Source organism: Nonomuraea sp. B1E8 (assembly GCF_039871515.1).
GTDB lineage: Bacteria > Actinomycetota > Actinomycetes > Streptosporangiales > Streptosporangiaceae > Nonomuraea.
In genome coordinates this window covers 40,849-56,709 of the sequence record NZ_JBDPLS010000018.1, presented here as the reverse complement: position 1 = coordinate 56,709, position 15,861 = coordinate 40,849, and the positions used below count along the sequence as shown (strand labels likewise).

14 protein-coding genes are annotated in these 15,861 nt (G+C 74.0%); 5 read left to right on the top strand and 9 right to left on the bottom strand.

Annotated elements, in window-relative coordinates; translation table 11 throughout:
• The first annotated feature begins 83 nt into the window (after window positions 1–83).
• Window positions 84–461, top strand: coding sequence for a MerR family transcriptional regulator (locus ABGA98_RS40155; RefSeq protein ID WP_347623711.1), 378 nt, complete (start codon window positions 84–86; stop codon window positions 459–461).
• Between the two features lie 70 nt (window positions 462–531).
• Here ABGA98_RS40155 and ABGA98_RS40150 read toward each other — a convergent pair whose 3' ends face one another.
• Window positions 532–1,326, bottom strand: a complete 795-nt coding sequence (locus tag ABGA98_RS40150) for a hypothetical protein (RefSeq protein ID WP_347623710.1) — start codon at window positions 1,324–1,326, stop codon at window positions 532–534.
• Between the two features lie 163 nt (window positions 1,327–1,489).
• On the opposite strand from ABGA98_RS40150, the gene ABGA98_RS40145 reads away from it, so the two are divergent.
• The gene (locus ABGA98_RS40145; RefSeq protein ID WP_347623709.1) at window positions 1,490–2,242 is read left to right on the top strand and encodes an HAD-IA family hydrolase; all 753 of its coding nucleotides are present in this window, start codon (window positions 1,490–1,492) and stop codon (window positions 2,240–2,242) included.
• Window positions 2,239–5,145, top strand: coding sequence for a pyridoxamine 5'-phosphate oxidase family protein (locus ABGA98_RS40140; RefSeq protein WP_347623708.1), 2,907 nt, complete (start codon window positions 2,239–2,241; stop codon window positions 5,143–5,145). Before ABGA98_RS40145 ends, ABGA98_RS40140 begins: the two co-directional genes overlap by 4 nt.
• A 7-nt stretch (window positions 5,146–5,152) precedes the next feature.
• On the opposite strand, the gene ABGA98_RS40135 is transcribed toward ABGA98_RS40140, so the two are convergent.
• From ABGA98_RS40135 to ABGA98_RS40120, 4 genes are all read right to left on the bottom strand, one after another.
• Entirely contained in the window at window positions 5,153–5,992 is an 840-nt protein-coding gene (locus tag ABGA98_RS40135) for a universal stress protein (RefSeq protein ID WP_347623707.1), read from the bottom strand.
• Window positions 5,993–6,052: 60 nt separating this feature from the next.
• On the bottom strand, window positions 6,053–7,180 hold the full coding sequence (locus tag ABGA98_RS40130) for an esterase-like activity of phytase family protein (protein ID WP_347623706.1): 1,128 nt from the start codon (window positions 7,178–7,180) through the stop codon (window positions 6,053–6,055).
• 179 nt (window positions 7,181–7,359) lie between these two features.
• Window positions 7,360–9,234: a DUF6528 family protein gene (locus ABGA98_RS40125; RefSeq protein WP_347623705.1), complete on the bottom strand. Its 1,875-nt coding sequence runs from the start codon at window positions 9,232–9,234 to the stop codon at window positions 7,360–7,362.
• 116 nt (window positions 9,235–9,350) lie between these two features.
• Complete coding sequence (locus ABGA98_RS40120; protein WP_347623704.1) at window positions 9,351–10,157, bottom strand: putative protein N(5)-glutamine methyltransferase; 807 nt, start codon at window positions 10,155–10,157, stop codon at window positions 9,351–9,353.
• 224 nt (window positions 10,158–10,381) lie between these two features.
• On the opposite strand from ABGA98_RS40120, the gene ABGA98_RS40115 reads away from it, so the two are divergent.
• Entirely contained in the window at window positions 10,382–11,152 is a 771-nt protein-coding gene (locus ABGA98_RS40115) for an NAD(P)-dependent oxidoreductase (protein ID WP_347623703.1), read from the top strand.
• 41 nt (window positions 11,153–11,193) lie between these two features.
• On the opposite strand, the gene ABGA98_RS40110 is transcribed toward ABGA98_RS40115, so the two are convergent.
• The 4 genes from ABGA98_RS40110 to ABGA98_RS40095 all read right to left on the bottom strand — a co-directional run bounded on the left by ABGA98_RS40110 (window position 11,194) and on the right by ABGA98_RS40095 (window position 15,274).
• Window positions 11,194–12,432: a cytochrome P450 gene (locus ABGA98_RS40110; protein ID WP_347623702.1), complete on the bottom strand. Its 1,239-nt coding sequence runs from the start codon at window positions 12,430–12,432 to the stop codon at window positions 11,194–11,196.
• A gap of 365 nt (window positions 12,433–12,797) precedes the next feature.
• Window positions 12,798–13,661 (bottom strand): SMP-30/gluconolactonase/LRE family protein, encoded by an 864-nt coding sequence (locus ABGA98_RS40105; RefSeq protein WP_347623701.1) that lies wholly within the window; start codon window positions 13,659–13,661, stop codon window positions 12,798–12,800.
• Between the two features lie 72 nt (window positions 13,662–13,733).
• On the bottom strand, window positions 13,734–14,372 hold the full coding sequence (locus ABGA98_RS40100) for an NAD(P)H-binding protein (RefSeq protein ID WP_347623700.1): 639 nt from the start codon (window positions 14,370–14,372) through the stop codon (window positions 13,734–13,736).
• A 5-nt stretch (window positions 14,373–14,377) separates the two neighbouring features.
• Window positions 14,378–15,274 carry an EamA family transporter gene (locus tag ABGA98_RS40095; protein WP_347623699.1) on the bottom strand — a complete coding sequence of 299 codons (897 nt, stop codon included), beginning with the start codon at window positions 15,272–15,274 and terminating at the stop codon, window positions 14,378–14,380.
• A gap of 77 nt (window positions 15,275–15,351) precedes the next feature.
• Between ABGA98_RS40095 and ABGA98_RS40090 the strand changes: the two genes are divergently transcribed.
• Window positions 15,352–15,855 (top strand): MarR family transcriptional regulator, encoded by a 504-nt coding sequence (locus ABGA98_RS40090; protein WP_347623698.1) that lies wholly within the window; start codon window positions 15,352–15,354, stop codon window positions 15,853–15,855.
• The last annotated feature ends 6 nt before the right edge of the window (window positions 15,856–15,861 follow it).

Sequence of the window (15,861 nt, the reverse complement as noted above, 5' to 3'; positions counted from 1 at the left end):
GCGATCGCGGTACGGCGAGTAGGCTGAACGCTCACATGGATGTCAGAGGCAAGCCTGTGCCGAGATCATACGGGGAGGACGACGTGCGCATCGGTGAGCTCGCGTCACGCACGGGAGTCAGCGTCCGGTCGTTGCGCTACTACGAGGAGCAGGGGCTGCTCATCAGCGCCCGCAGCGCGAGCGGGCAACGGCACTACACGGACGACGTGGTCGGACGGGTCACGCTCATCCAGCGCCTGTACGCGGCGGGCCTGTCCAGCCGCACGATCGCCGAAGTGCTCCCGTGCGTCGATTCGCCCAGCGAGGACACCTCCGACGCCGCCCTGGAACGGATGGCGCAAGAACGCGACCGGCTCTCCGCGCACATCGCCGACCTCGTCCGCACCCGCGACGCGCTCGACGAGCTGATGGCGGTGAACCGCGCATATCGCGCGAAGCTGCGGGCGTCGCCGGTCGGCTGAGCCAGGTTCGCGCCGCCGGCACCCCCGGCGGCAGGGCCTCGAGACGCTCTCACCGGCCTGCCGATGCCGTTCACGACGTGACGGTGACGCCCGTCACCGCGAAGCGTTCGACCGTCGCCACGTGACCGCCCGTGGAGGCCACGACGGTGAGGGTCTTCCCCGGCCGGGCCGTGAAGTCGACCGTGGCCGACCAGGCTGCCTTCCGGCCGCCGGCGGGCACGCAGCACCGCTCGCCCAGCGGGGCGTCCGAGCCCGGCCGGCGCACGTGGACGGTGATGCTCTCGTCCACGCCCGAGATGCGCCCTCCCACGGTGAGCGGCGAGCTCACGGCGGCGCCGTACGCCGGCTTCGTCAGCGTGAACGAGGTGTCGTCGGTGCCGACGACCTCCCACGGGGCGTCCTCGCCCGGCCCGTACCGCATGAGGTGCACGACGGCCGCGACCGCCGGCCGGTCGCCCTCCTGGCTGCGGTAGCCGACGTGCACGCGCGCGTGCACGCCTTCCTGCTCGGTCCTGACGGCCCGGTCGATCTCGGTGAAGCCGAGGTAGTCGCGGGTGAAGGCGAGCGCGGTGCGGGCGGCGTCGAGGTGCCATGCCTGGTCTCCGTCCGCGCCCTGGGCGTCCCGCCAGCGCGCCGCCTCCTCCTGGGTGGAGAACGGCCACAGCGGCTGGTACCGCCCGGCGATGAGCGACTCGCCCGGCGCTGGCGTGCCGGCGTCCGGGGTCGTCGAGGGAGAGCCGGACGGGCTGGGCGGGCCGGTGGGCGCGGCCGAGGGCGGCGCGGTGCTCGCCTCCGGGTCCGTCCCGCCGCCGCAGCCGGCGACGGCGAGCGCCGCCAGCAGGGGCAGCACGCGGAACACCTTCATGCGGACCTCCTGCGACAGAGCTCACCGTGGCGAACCCAACGTACCTCCGATGGTCCGGGACCGCGGGAAGCCCGCGCGCTCGCCGTCCCGGCCGTCCCGTCCCGGGTGGAAGCCGGGTCGTACGGTCAGGGCTGGCCGGCCCGTACGCGGGTAGCGTCCTGACATGTCCACCTTCGACCTGAGCAGACTCCGCGCGGTGGTCTTCGACACCGACGGGGTGGTCACCGACACGGCCCGGGTGCACGCGGCCGCGTGGAAGCACGTGTTCGACGCCTTCCTGCGGGGCCGGGGGGCGGCGCCGTTCGACATCCGCGCCGACTACCTGGCGTACGTGGACGGCCGGCCGCGGCTCGACGGGGTGCGGACGTTCCTGGCCTCGCGCGGCGTCTCGCTGCCGGAAGGCGGCCCGCGCGACGAGCCGGGGGCGCCGACCGTGCACGGGCTCGGGCTGGCCAAGGACGCGTTGTTCCAGGAGCAGATCGACAGGCACGGTGTGGCCGCGTTCCCTTCGACCGTCGCGCTGCTGCACGACCTGCGGCGCCGCGGTGCCCGTACGGCGGTGGTCTCGGCCAGCAGGCACTGCCGCGCGGTGGTGGCGTCCGCGGGCCTGCTGCACCTGTTCGACGTGGTGGTCGACGGCAACGACGCGGCCGGGCTGGGGCTGCCGGGCAAGCCGGATCCCGCGCTGTTCCTGGAGGCGGCCCGCCGCCTGCAGGTGTCCGCGGCCGAGGTGGCGATCGTGGAGGACGCGTTGCCCGGGGTCGAGGCCGGCCGCAGGGGCGGGTTCGGGCTGATCGTCGCGGTGGACAGGAGCGGCTCGCAGGAGGCGGCGATGCGCGCGGCCGGAGCCGACGCGGTGGTGGCCGACCTGGCCGACGCGAGCGTGACCGGGCGGGTGCCCGTGGGGCGGCGATGAACGCCTGGACACTCGTCTACGAGGGGTTCGATCCCGCCGGCGAGGGGCTGCGCGAGGCGCTGTGCACGCTCGGCAACGGCCGGTTCGCGACGCGGGGGGCCACCCCGGACGGGCGGCCGCGCACCCCGGGCACGTACCTGGCGGGCTGCTACGACCGGCTCGACTCGGTGGTGGCCGGCCGTACGGTGACGAACGAGGACATCGTCAACCTGCCCGACTGGCTGCCGCTGACGTTCGCCACGCCGGAGTCCGGCTGGTTCCGGCCTGAGGAGGCCGGCCTGCTGCGTTACCGGCACGAGCTGGACCTGCGGCACGGCGTGCTGACGCGGGAGCTGCGCTGGCGCGACGGCGCGGGCCGGGTCACGCACGTACGCCAGCGCCGCCTGGTGTCCATGGCCGACCCCATGCTGGCCGCGCTGGAGACCACGTTCACCGCGGAGAACTGGTCAGGGCCGGTGCGGGTGCGCTGCACGCTGGAGGGCCGGGTGACGAACTGCGGCGTGGCCCGCTACCGCGACCTGCGCGGCGACCATCTCACCGGGCACGAGACGGGCGCGGACAACGGCATGGCCTGGCTGACGGCGACCACGCGCAACGCGCACGTCATGGTGGCGCTGGCCTCCAGGATCGACGGGGACACGCCGCCCGCGCGGCCCACGCTGGGCGGCGACCACATCACCTCCGACCACGTGCTCGACCTGGCCGAGGGCGAGCCGGCCCGGATCACGAAGATCGTGGCGCTGACGAGCTCGCGCGACCCCGCCGGCCACGACCCGCGCTCGTCGGCCCTGCGCCACGTACGCCGCGCGCCGCGCTTCGACGAGCTGCTGGCCCGCCACGCGTCGGCGTGGGAGTGCCTGTGGCGGCGCGCCCGGCTCGACGTGGACGGCCCTGAGCTGTCGCAGCTCGTCCACCTGTACGTCTTCCACCTGCTCCAGACGCTCTCCCCGCACACCGCCGACCTCGACGCCGGGGTGCCCGCCAGGGGTCTGCACGGCGAGGCGTACCGGGGGCACGTGTTCTGGGACGAGTTGTTCGTGGAGCCGTGGCTGAACCTGCGTTTTCCCGAGATCTCGCTCGGCCTGCTGCGCTACCGCTGGCGGCGCCTGCCCGAGGCCAGGGACGCGGCCGCGGAGGCCGGGTACGAAGGCGCGATGTTCCCGTGGCAGAGCGGCAGCGACGGGCGCGAGGAGACGCAGAGGCTGCACCTCAATCCCGTCTCCGGTCGCTGGCTGCCGGACAACTCCCACCTCCAGCGCCACGTCGGCCTGGCCATCGCCTACAACGTGTGGCACCACTACCTGGCCACCGGCTCGATGCCGCCGTGGTGCGCGGAGCTGGTGCTCGACATCGCCAGGTTCTTCGCCTCGCTGGCCGAGTTCCGCGACGGCCGCTACGAGATCCGCGGCGTCATGGGCCCCGACGAGTATCACGACGCCTACCCGGGCTCCGACGAACCCGGCCTGGCCAACAACGCCTACACCAACGTCATGACCGTGTGGCTGATGACGCTCGCCCGCGAGACCGCCGTGCTGGCGCCGCAGCTGGCGCCGCCGGCCGCCGAGCTGGCCCTCTGGGACGACGTCAGCCGCCGCATGCGGGTCGACTTCCACCACGGCGTCATCAGCCAGTTCACGGGGTACGGCGACCTGCTGGAGCTCGACTGGGAGCGCTATCGCGGCGTGCGCCGCCTGGACCGGGCGCTGGAGGCCGAGGGCGACGACGTCAACCGCTACCAGGCCTCCAAGCAGGCCGACACGCTCATGCTCTGCTACCTGCTGGGCGACGCGCAGCTGACCGCCATCCTGGAGCGGCTCGGCTACGCGCCCGACCCCGGCCTGATCTCCAGGACGATCTCCTACTACCTGCGGCGCACCAGCCACGGCTCCACGCTCAGCGCCGTCGTGCACGCCTGGATCCTGGCCCGCCGCAGCCGGGAGCGGTCCTGGGAGTTCTTCATCGAGGCCCTCACCGGCGACGTCAGTGACGTGCAGGGCGGCACCACCCCGGAGGGCATCCACCTGGGAGCCATGGGCGGCACGCTCGACCTGCTGCAGAGCTGTTACCTGGGCCTGGAGCTCGAACGGGGCGGGCGGCTGCGGCTGGATCCGCTGGTGCCCGACCGGCTCGGCCTGGTGTGCATGCCGCTGCGCTACCACGGGCGCCAGCTCTTCGTCGACGCCGACCATCGCGAGGCGCGCATCAACGGCACCGTGCGCCGCACCTATACGCGAGGAGATGTGATCATGACTGGTACCGGCGATTTCGGGCGCCGCATCATTCACCACCGCGAACGTCTCGGCTTGACCCGGGAGCAGGTCGCCGACAAAGCCGACATGTCGCCCGGTTACGTGAAATATCTGGAAGAGAACGCCGACACGCCCGACACCGGCGCCCTCTACCGCCTGGCGGACGCCCTGCAGACCACGGTCGAGGAGCTGCTCGGCGGCGGCCGGGACCGTCCGCCCGGACGCGGCCCCGCCATGGCCCATCCCACCCTGGAGGTGCTGGACCGGGAGGAGTGCCTGCGGCTGATCGAGTCCGGCGGGATCGGGCGGGTGGCCTTCAACGGCTCGCACGGGCCGACGGTGCTGCCCGTCAACTACAAGCTGCACAACGGCGACATCGTCTTCCGCACCGCGGCCGGCGGCGCCATGGACGACGACCTGCGCAGCGGGGTGAAGGGGGTCGACATCATGATCGCCTTCGAGATCGACCGGATCGACGAGGTCAACCGCGAGGGCTGGAGCGTCCTGGTGCAGGGGCCCGCCCATCACGTGCCGGCCGAGGAGGTGGCGGACGCGGCAGGCTCCGGCGTCACCCCGTGGGCGGGCGGCGAGCGGCTCCTCTACGTCCGCATCTCCCCGCGGCAGATCACGGGCCGCCGCATCCACGGCGTGTGACCGCACCTCACGGGGCGCGTACCACGGCGACCGGGCAGTGGGCCCGCTGGAGCACGCCGTGGCTCACCGTGCCGAGCACCGTCGCGGTGAGCCGGCTCAGCCCGCGCGACCCGACCACCGCCAGGTCGGCGCCGCTGGACGCGCGTACCAGCGCGGGAACCGGGTGCCGGTCGACGAAGGAGTCCTCGATCGGCACGTCCGGGTACATCTCCCGCCACGGCTCCATCGCCGCCTCCAGTTCCTGGCCGAACCCGGCCCCCGGCAGCGGCCCGTACCCCACGGGGTGGGGCGCCAGCACGGACACCTGGCGGCCGTACACGACCCGGACCCGCGCTCTGCGCGCGTTCGCCTGCTCCAGCGCGTACGCCATGGCCGCGTCGGCGTCGGCGGACCCGTCGTACCCCACCACGACCTCGCCGCGTTCCGGCCCGGGCGGCTCGTGCACGATGACCGCGGGGCAGCCTACGTGCCCGGCCAGCGCGAACCCGGTGGAGCCCAGCATCAGGCCGGCGATCGCGCCGCGTCCCCTGCTGCCCAGCACCAGGCTGTCGGCGTCGGCGCCCTCGGTCCGCAGCCGCTCGACCACCGCGCCGGTGATCAGCACGGCCGTCGTCTCCACCTCGGGCGCGATGGCGTGTACCCTCTCGACGGCGTCCGACAGCAGCGCCTCGCAGCGCTCGCTCAGTGTCAGGCGCGTGCCGGCCAGCGGCCGCTCCGGCTGCCACGGCTCGCGTACGTGCACGATCCGCAGCGGCCGCCCGCGCCGCGCGGCGTCGTCCGCGGCCCACGTCAGCGCGGTCCAGGCCCGGTCCGTCCCGTCGATCCCGACCACGATCGGTCCGCTCATCGCCGCCCTCCCGTCCGGCCTGTCCCTGTCCCGCACAGCTACCCCGGAGCGGGGAGTCATTCAGCGGCAGCCCGTCGCGCCGAACACCAGGACGTTGGTCGACTCGCGCTCGTCGAAGTTGTCATCGGAGCCGATCACGAGCGTGCACTCGCCGCCGGCCAGGCGTGGCCCCCAGGCCAGGCTCTCCCAGTTCTGTACCGGGGGCCGGAAGGTGCCGAGGTCGAAGACCAGGCGCTTGGTCACCGCGCGGTACGGGCTCCCGCTCGCCAGTGCGTCCGTCTCCAGCACGTCGGTGGCGTCGCGCAGGTCGATCTCGTAGAGCTTCGCGCGGTAGCCGGTGCCCTCGACCCAGGAACGCTCCAGCGCCAGGTAGCGGGACTCGTCGATGGCCAGCAGCTCGGACACGCCGGTGTCCGACTGCCCCGTGGGCGGGACGGGCGCGGCGGGCAGCGGGTCGAGCGGGTAGACGTACTGGCCTTTCGGAGTGCCCTGGCGGCTCCACACGGTCAGCCGCGCGGGCGCGCCGCGTTCGGCCGTCGGCGGCTGCCCGTCCTCGTAGCGCGGGCCCTCGGTCACGGCGGTGATCGTACGCCTGGACACGGCCAGGCCCTCGAACCCGAGATTGCGCCGCGGCCCGGTCTCGGCGGTCGTGAGCCGCAGGTTGTCCGGCAGGGGCAGAGCGCTCGTGTGGCGGCCGCGGTGGTCCATCGAGCGCACCGCCGGGGACGACACCGGAATATCCGGATTCCGGGTGTCCGGTCGATCGCCTTCGTCGCCCCAGAACAGCCGCCGGCTCCACGGGTCGTACCTGATGGACTCCGGATCGGCCGACCCCTGCCTGCCGTAGGCCGGGTACGGTGTCCCGTCGGCCCTGAGCATCGTCGTGACCCCCGTCAGGCGTATTCCGGAGAACGCCCCCGACCGGCGGTCGATGTCGAGCCGCCCGGTGTAGAAGCGGGCGGGGTTGTAGCGCCAGCGGTCGTCGGAGATGAAGTACCACGTGTCGGTGCGGGGGTCGCGGTCGATGCCGGACAGACCGCCCACGGTGGTCCCCGCGAACTGCACCAGGTGCGGCACCCGCTGCTCGCCCAGGAAGCGCGTGATCCGCACGGACTGCGGCGGCGCGCTCCCGGCCGCCGCAGGCGGTGCGGCGCTCACCACCATCGCGAACGCGATGGTTATTTCCATTGTTTTCCGCGAACGACCCATATGATCCCCCGTAATTTCACCGGCCGTCGAGCGAAATCGACGGAGGACATGAAATCGCGGATCACCAGGGAAGTCCACGGACGCCAAACTCGCACGTCACCACAGAAATCAGGGAAATTCCCCTTTTTTCGGCGCCCGTACCGCATATCTCCCGGACATCAAGAAATGTCAGGAAGCGTGAGGAGGTGCAGGGTGCCGTCGCGGAGCACCGCGGCCGCGACGTCCAGCACGCCGGCGTCGCCGTCGGCCTTCACCGCCGCGCCGGCCCAGGCCCCGGCCGCGCCGCGGGACCGGTTCCACACCCCGGACCCGGGCACCACGGTCTGCACCTCCAGCCCGCCGTCCGGCAGAGCGGCGCTCGACAGGGCGGTCACCGACCCGTTGGCGTCGATCTTCACCGAGCTCGCCCACGCCCCGCCCGCACTGCGCGAGCGGTTCCACACTCCCGCGCCCGGCACCGCGGTCTGCACCTGGAGCGTGCCGTCGGGCAGCCCGGCGGCCGAGAGCGCGCGCACCGCGCCGTTCTCGTCGATCCCGACGGAGCTCGCCCACTGACCGCCGGCGCCCCGCGTGCGGTCCCAGACCCCCGCCCCCGGCACCAGCGTCTGCACGTGCAGGCTGCCGTCCGGCAGGGCCGCCGCCGACACGTCGGAAACGGAACCGTTGCCGTCGATCCTGACCGAGCTCCCCCACTCGCCGCCGGTGCCCCGCGTACGGTCCCAGACCCCCGCCCCCGGCACCAGCGTCTGCACGTGCAGGGTCCCGTCCGGCAGGGCCGCCGCCGAGATGCGGGAGATCGAGCCGTTGTCGTCGATCCTGACGGCCCGCTCGTCCCACTTCCCGGACGGGCTGCGCCCGCGGTCCCAGACCCCGCTGCCCGGCACGAGGGTGAGCACGTGCAGGCTGCCGTCCGGCAACGCCGCCACGGCCACGTCGGAGATGCCGCCGTTCGCGTCGATCTCGGTCGCGTCGGGAGCCCAGGCGCCCGAGGAACTACGGGTGCGCTCCCACACCGTGCCGCGCAGGCTCTGGTCGGCGACGCCGTAGTACGGGCTCCACACGCGCGCCTTGTAGAAGGCCGCGCCGGTGCGCCTGCGCGTCATGGCGGGCGCGAAGAAGTCGACGGTGTCGGTGCACCAGGTGCTGTCGGTGCACGCGCCCGGCGGCGTCTTGGCGGCGTCGGGCCTGGTCTGCACGATCTGCCCGGACGGCTGGTCGCCGATGGACTTCACCGCGGCCCGGTTGGCACCGCCCGGCAGGTCTCCGTCGAAGGTCTTGGTGGCCTTGTCGTACAGGTAGGCGGCCGAGCCCGTGGTGAGCCAGAGCTTGCCGGGGTCGGTGGCGTGGCCGTACACGTCGTGCCCGCCGCCGGTCGGCAGGACGGCCCTGCGCTGGATGTCCTCGCGCAGCGTCGGCCGGGCGGGGGTGCCCTCGACGGCGAGCGCCGTCAGGATGTGCTGCCCGGACGCGGGGTCCTGGCCGATGACCCACAGCCGCCTGATCGCCGGGTCCCACAGAGCGGCGTGCGCGTCGGTCAGCTCGAACTCGGCGTACGTGGCCGCGTTCGGCCCCTGCGAGGACGCGTACACCCTGACATAGCCTCCGGTGGAGGCGGCGACCGCGATGTTGCCGTCGGGCAGCAGCTCGGCGGCGTGCAGGTTGCCCGGCAGGATCCGTGCCCACTGGCGGACCCCCTCCGGATAGGACACGATGGCCGCGATGCCCCGGCCGCCTCCGGCCGCGACGACGACGCTCTGCGCCCCGGACGGCCTCGTACGCAGCTTGAAGTCGGCGATGAGCCCGAACGCCGACACCTCGTCGCCGGAGAACCGGCCGGGCGTGACGCTCGGCTCCCACGACCACTTCACGGCCGCCGAGCTGTTCCAGTCGGTGACGGCGGGATCGAAGGCCAGCAGTCTTCTGCCCGTCTGGTCTCCTCCGGCGACCCAGTAGTCGCCCGGCGCCGCGGCGGCGCCCCCGGCGGGGACGACCAGGCCGGCCAGCATGACGGCGACCATCGATGACACCCGCACGCGCTTCCTCCTTCGGCGACGACCCACCGATTATCCGTGAACCGGGCCCGGGGCCCAATGCCGTCAACGCTGCTTCCACGCCGCCGCGCGCACGCGTCGGCGGTCAGTTGTGCGGGCTAGGGGCGGGTGCCGATGACGGCGGTGGCGTCCAGCTCCTCAGAGCGCTCGGCGCGGGCGCGCAGCCCGGCGCCCGCCACGGCCGCGGCGGTGGCCTCCGCCTGGCGTTCGCTGGTCTCGACCAGCAGGTGGCCGCCCGGCACCAGCCACCGCGGCGCCTCGGCGATCACCCGCCGGGCGACGTCGAGCCCGTCGCCGCCGCCGTCGAGCGCCATCAGCGGCTCGTGCAGCCTGGCCTCGGACGGCAGCAGGCCGATCGACCCCGACGGCACGTACGGCGGGCTGACGATGAGGAGGCCGACCCGGCCGCGCAACGAGGAGGGCAGCGGCTCGAACAGGTCGCCCTCGTAGACGTGCGCGCCCGGGAGGTTGCGCCGGGCACAGCGCACGGCGGCCGGGTCGACGTCGGCGGCGTGCACCTCGGCCCCGCCTCCCCCGGCGCCGGCGAGCTCGGCGAGCACCGCGGCGCCCATCGCGCCCGTGCCGCAGCACAGGTCGAGGATCACGGGCGGGCCGGCGGCCGCGCGGGCCAGTGCGACGGCCCGGCGGACGAGGAACTCCGTGCGCGGCCGGGGCACGAACACCCCCGGCTCGACGACGACGCGCAGGCCGCAGAACTCCGCCCAGCCCAGCACGTGTTCGAGCGGCTCGCCGGCGACCCTCCTGGCGACCATGGCGGCCAGGACCTCGGGGGCCGACGCGGTGGAGAGGAGCAATGCCGCCTCGTCCTCGGCGAACACGCATCCTGCGGCGCGCAGCCTCGTGACGATCTCAGCGGTCTGGACGGGTGACGGGAGAACAGACATGGAAGCCTTCCGGGATGCCGATGGGCGCTCCCGCGGTCACCTGGTCCCGGTGGTCCGCCTGGCCGGGAAGGGGAGCACCCAGCCTGTCACAGCGGTAATGGGTCTCACCTCCCTGGCCGGTCCGTTCGGGGATGGTCACGCTAGCAGATCCCTGTCGCAAAGGTCCTGTCCGTCCCCCGGTCACCGGCCTACATTCGAGGTGGAGAACGGAACGGGGGCACGGCATGGGTCCTGTGGTGATCACCGGCGGTTTCGGGAGGGTGGGCAGCCTGGTGCGGCCCGCGCTGCTGGCGGAGCACCGGCTGCGCGTCGTCGACCGGACGGCCGGGACGACCCTGCCCGGCGAGGAGTCCATGGTGGCCGACCTGGCCGAGCCAGGGGTGGCCGAGCGGGCGCTGGCCGGGGCGTCCGGGCTGGTCCACCTCGCGGGCGACCCCAGGCCGCACGCGACGTGGGAGGAGGTCTACCGCGCCAACGTGGCGCTCACCCGCCGCGTGCTCGACGCCGCCACCGGACAGGGCGTGCCGCGGGTGGTGCTGGCCAGCACGGTGCACGCCATGGGCGAGTACAACCGGCCGGAGCACCGTCCGGTGGACCCGGCGTGGGAACCCCGGCCCTGCTGCGCGTACGGGCTCAGCAAGGTCATCACCGAGAACCTCGGCCGGCTGCACGCGGAGCTGACCGGCGCTTCCGTGGTCTGCCTGCGGCTCGGCTCGACCGGCTACGCGCTGGACGAGGCGAGGTACCTGGGCATGTGGCTGTCCGGCCGGGACGCGGGCGCGCTGCTGCTGGCGGCCCTGACGGCCGGCCCGGGGTGGAGCGTGCACTTCGGCATGTCGGCCAACACCCGGCGGCACTGGGATCTCGCCTCGGCCGGGAAGCTCGGCTACGAGCCGCGCGACGACAGCGAACCGTACGCGGAGACCGCCGGGCCGCCCACGGTGATGGTCTGCCGCATCTTCGACGGCGCGGACAACCCACCCGCGCAGCCCTGAACGGGGGGCAGGCACCGCCCGGTGGCCGCGCGGTGCGGGGCTCAGGCGGACTTCTCGCGCGGTTCACCGTCGTGGTGGCCGCCCGGCACGAGGGTCGGGCGCAGCGTCACGGGCAGGGAGGCCAGGCGCAGCGTGCCCGGGTCGGGAGTGTACGCGGCGTCGCCGGCGAGCGCCAGGTCGGGGAAGCGGCGCAGCAGCGCGCCGAGCGCGGCGCCCGTCTGCACCCGGGCCAGCGAGGCGCCGACGCAGAAGTGCGGGCCGTGCGCGAACCCGAGGTGGCCGGACGCCTCCCGCCGGATGTCGAACGTGCCGGGATCGTCGAACACGCGGGGGTCACGGTTGGCGGCGGCGATCGCGGCGGTGACGGGCTCTCCCTTGGGGATGAGCACGCCGCCGATCTCGACGTCCTCGGCGGGGAAGCGCGGGATCGTCAGCAGCTGGGGGCCGCACCAGCGCATCAGCTCCTCGACGGCGCGCGGCATGAGCTCCGGGCCGGCGCGCAGGGCGGCGAGCTGCTCGGGGTGGCCGAGCAGGGTGACCACGGCGTTGGCGATGAGGTTGACGGGCGTCTGGCCGGCCAGGACCAGCTGCCAGACCATGGTGACCAGCTCGACCTCGCTCAGCCGGTCGCCGTCCTCCTCCATGACGCGGGCGAGGTCGGAGATCAGGTCGTCGCCGGGCTCGGCGACGCCGCGGGCGACGGCCGCCGTGGCGCCCTCCATGATGGCCGGGATGGCCTCCCGCAGGCCCTGGCCGTGCCCGGTGGCGACGGCGGCGCCGTACTCACGCCAGCGGGGGCGGTCGGCGGCGGGGATGCCGACCAGCTCGCAGATCACCTCGATCGGCAGGGGCCGCGCGAAGTGGGCCAGCAGGTCGACGGCGCCGTCCCCGGCGGCGTGCCCGGGCAGCTCGTCGAGGAGGCGGTCGGCGATCCGCTCCATGCGCGGCCCGAACGCGGCGGCCTTGCGCGGCGTGAACGCGGGTGCGACCAGCCGGCGCAGCCGGGAGTGCTCGGGGCCGTTCAGCACGGACATGGTGCGCATGTACCGCCGGCAGTGCTCGGGCACGTCGAACTGCACATAGCTGTCCGCGCTGGTCTTCAGGCGCGGGTCGCCGAGCATCGCCCTGGCCTCCGCGTGCCGCGTCACGGCCCAGAACGGGCCGAACCCGGGCGCGGCCAGCCGCACCACGGGCGACTGCTCGCGCACCTGGGTGAACGCGGTGAGCGGGTTCCCGAGAACCGCGGGGTCGCTCAGGTCGATCTGGGGCACCTCGGTCATCGCCGCTCCTCGTCCATTCACATGATAACAACATCTGGATGGTGAGAGTATCTCGATCGGAGAGTGCGCGGTAACATGAGGACGCTTCGGATGCGAACCCGGGAAAGTCGTTCGCCGAGGGAACCGGAAGGCGCCGACGTGCGGTCCAAGCCATGGGCGACGTTCACGCCGGCGCCCATCGCGCACCGCCCGCTCAGGTGGCGACGGTGGCCGCGACGGGAAGCCGGCCGAGGCCGCGGGCGGCCCTTCCCGTCCGCCGGCGAGAGCTGGACGCCGCCCCCGCCAACGTCACGCCACGCTGCCGTCCAGCACCTTGGCGAGGAAGGCGTCCAGGTCGGCGGCGGCCCGCGCGATCAGCCGGAGGATCAGAGGGCGGCGGGCAGGACCGGGCGGCCGCGCACACCCGGGTCGGCGGCGAAGAGCGCGCCGGCGGCGGGCTGCTCGCCCCTGTCGACGTCGAGCGCGGAGGTCGTGATGAACAGCCGGTCGAGGCCGTCGCCGCCGAACGCCACCGCCGTGACCTTGCGTACGGGCAGGGTGACGACCGCGTCGAGCCGGCCATCCGCGTCGTACCTGTGCACGGCCCCGCCCTGCCAGAGCGCCACCCACACCCCGCCCTCGGCGTCCACGGTCAGCCCGTCGGGCGCCCCCTGGGCCGGGTCGACGACCGCGAACGGCCGCCGCCCGCTCAGCCCGCCGTCCGGGGTGTAGTCGAGCACGTCCACGCGGCCGGTCCCGGTGTCGGCGTAGTAGGCCAGGCTCCCGTCGGGGCTGAAGTCGAACCCGTTGGAGATCGTCACTCCTGGCAGCACCACGCGCAGCTCCCCGCCCGGCCCGGCCACGTAGAACGAGCCGCGCCCCGGGGTGGCGTCGTAGGCCATGCTGCCGATGTAGAAGCGGCCGTCGGGGTCGCAGCCGCCCTCGTTCATCCGGATGGCGGGGTCGGTCCACGCCTCGCCCAGGGAACGCAGCGGGGCGTCGAGGTCGTCGGAGTCGGACAGGAGCAGCTCGCGCTCGGCCGCGACCACGTAGCCGCCGGAGACGCGGGGCCGTACGACGGCGGCGAGCGCCCCGGCGTGCCGGCGGCGCACCCCTCCGCCGGCGTCCAGCGCGAGCACGTCACCGGCGAGCATGTCGACCCAGCGCAGCCCGCCCCAGCGGCTCGACCACACGGGCCCCTCGCCGTGCTCGGCGACGGGGTCGGTCACGGTGTACGCGGCGATGGTCATGCGGCTCTCCTCGGCGGGATCACGGGGGCGTGGTCCACGACTCTAACGGCGGCCCGCCGCCAGGCCACGGCGTCAGTACGCCACCGTGAACCGGCACCGGCGGTGCCGGGGTCGCTCGGCCTCGTCGAGGAGCGCCACGGCGAGGTCCTCCATGGAGATCATCGAGCGGCCGTCGGCGCCGACCAGCAGTTCGTCGGCGCCGAGCCGGTAGCGGCCGGTGCGCTCGCCCGGCTCCAGCAGCGCCGGCGGGCTCAGGTAGGTCCAGTCGGCGCGCGGGGCCGCGCGGCAGGCGGCGAGCTGGGCTTCGCAGGCCAGCGCGATGGGCCGCCAGGAGGGCGGGAAGTCCGGGGTGTCGACGACGGTGAGCCCGCCCGTGCCGGGCACGGTCAGCCCGGCCGCGCCACCGACGAGCAGCAGCCGCACGCCGGTGGCCGAGGCCCCGGCCAGCAGGGACTCGGCGGTGGTCACCAGGTCGTGCTCGTGGCCGGGCGCGGGGCGGGTGGCGCTGATGACCAGATCCTGCCCGGCGCTGAGCGCGGCGACGTCGCCGACGTCCGACGCGTCGCCGCGGCGGACCTTCGCGCCGGGGTGCGGCAGCGGACGGCGGGCGGGGTCGCGGACGACGGCGGTGACGTCGTGGCCGCGCGACAGCGCCTCGGCCAGCGTCCTGCTGCCGACGGCGCCGGCGGCGCCGAAGAGGGTGATGCGCATGACGGTCAGGATTCCTTTCCTGCGAGTACGGCCTGCGCCGGCCGCGGCCGGGCGGGGCGGAGCTGGGCGGCGACGAGCGCGGCCAGGACGACGACCGCGCCGAACGCCTGGGCGGCGGTGAGGCGCTGGCCGAGCACCAGCCAGCCGAGCGCGGTGGCGACCACGGGGCTGAGCAGGCCGAGGAACGTCACCTGGGTCGCCGACAGCCGTCCCAGTCCCCAGAACCACAGGGCGTAGGCGAAGGCGGAGCCGATGACGGCGAGATAGGCGTACCCGGCGAGGTTGGCGGTCGTGAGGACGGCGGGCGGCGGCCCTTCGACGAGCAGGGCCACGGGGAGCAGCAGCAGGCCGCCGGCGACGAGCTGCCAGCCGGTGGTGGCCAGCAGCGGCGCGGGCGAGCGCCACCGCTTGCTCAGCACGACCCCGGTGGCCATGACGGCGGCGCCGCCGAGGGCCGCGGCGACGCCGAGCGCGTCAAGGCGCGCGTCGGCGCGCAGCACGAGCAGGCCGACCCCCGCCACGCCCGCCATGGCCGCCAGCGCGGTGCGCAGGGACAGGCGCTCGGCGAGCAGCCCGGCCGACAGCAGCGCGACGAGCAGGGGCTGGACGGCCCCGACGGTCGCGGCCACCCCGCCGGGCAGCCGGTAGGCGCCCACGAACAGCAGCGCGAAGAACACCCCGATGTTCAGCGCCCCCAGCACCAGCGAGCGCCACCACCAGATCCCCTCCGGCAGGCGCCTGGTGATCGCCAGGAGGAGCAGCCCGGCGGGCAGGGCCCGGATCAGCGCCGCGAGCAGGGGCCGGCCGGGCGGCAGCAACTCCGTGGTGACCAGGTAGGTCGTCCCCCAGATGGAGGGGGTCAACGCGGTCAGCAACACGATTCCCGTTCGATTTCTTAGCACTAAGACAAAGTAACTCACCACTAAGATATTTGCCTACGTGATGTACCTCACCGCTAAGACATCGCTAGGCTGGAGGAGTGGCAGATCACGTCGACCTCGTGCTTGAACAGTGGGCCGCCCAGCGCCCTGACCTGGATGTCTCCCCGATGGCGGTCATCGGCCGGCTGTCGCGGCTGTCGCGGCTGATCACCGCCGAGCTGCGCCGCACCTTCGACGCCCACGGGCTCGACCCGGCCTCGTTCGACGTGCTGGCCACGCTGCGCCGCAGCGATCCCCCGCACCGGCTGACGCCCGCCGAGCTGATGCGCGCGTCCATGGTCACCTCGGGGGCCATCACGCAGCGGCTCGACCGCCTGGAGGCGCGCGGCCTGGTGACGCGCGCCCCGAGCGACCTGGACGGGCGCGGCGTCCACGTGACCCTCACGGACGAGGGGCACACGTTGATCGACGAAGTGCTGCCGCACCACATCGCGACGGAGCAGCGGGTGCTCGCCGCGCTGCCGGAGGAGCGGCGCGACGACCTCGCCGACACGCTGCGCACCCTGCTGGAATCCCTCGGCGACACGACCGGCCCCGCCTGAGCGGGG

Coding starts and splice junctions, on each gene's coding strand:
- ABGA98_RS40150 (WP_347623710.1), bottom strand. CDS start 1,326: ATGAAGGTGTTCCGCGTGCTGCCCCTGCTGGCGGCGCTCGCCGTCGCC.
- ABGA98_RS40145 (WP_347623709.1), top strand. CDS start 1,490: ATGTCCACCTTCGACCTGAGCAGACTCCGCGCGGTGGTCTTCGACACC.
- ABGA98_RS40140 (WP_347623708.1), top strand. CDS start 2,239: ATGAACGCCTGGACACTCGTCTACGAGGGGTTCGATCCCGCCGGCGAG.
- ABGA98_RS40135 (WP_347623707.1), bottom strand. CDS start 5,992: ATGAGCGGACCGATCGTGGTCGGGATCGACGGGACGGACCGGGCCTGG.
- ABGA98_RS40130 (WP_347623706.1), bottom strand. CDS start 7,180: ATGGAAATAACCATCGCGTTCGCGATGGTGGTGAGCGCCGCACCGCCT.
- ABGA98_RS40120 (WP_347623704.1), bottom strand. CDS start 10,157: ATGTCTGTTCTCCCGTCACCCGTCCAGACCGCTGAGATCGTCACGAGG.
- ABGA98_RS40115 (WP_347623703.1), top strand. CDS start 10,382: ATGGGTCCTGTGGTGATCACCGGCGGTTTCGGGAGGGTGGGCAGCCTG.
- ABGA98_RS40110 (WP_347623702.1), bottom strand. CDS start 12,432: ATGACCGAGGTGCCCCAGATCGACCTGAGCGACCCCGCGGTTCTCGGG.
- ABGA98_RS40105 (WP_347623701.1), bottom strand. CDS start 13,661: ATGACCATCGCCGCGTACACCGTGACCGACCCCGTCGCCGAGCACGGC.
- ABGA98_RS40100 (WP_347623700.1), bottom strand. CDS start 14,372: ATGCGCATCACCCTCTTCGGCGCCGCCGGCGCCGTCGGCAGCAGGACG.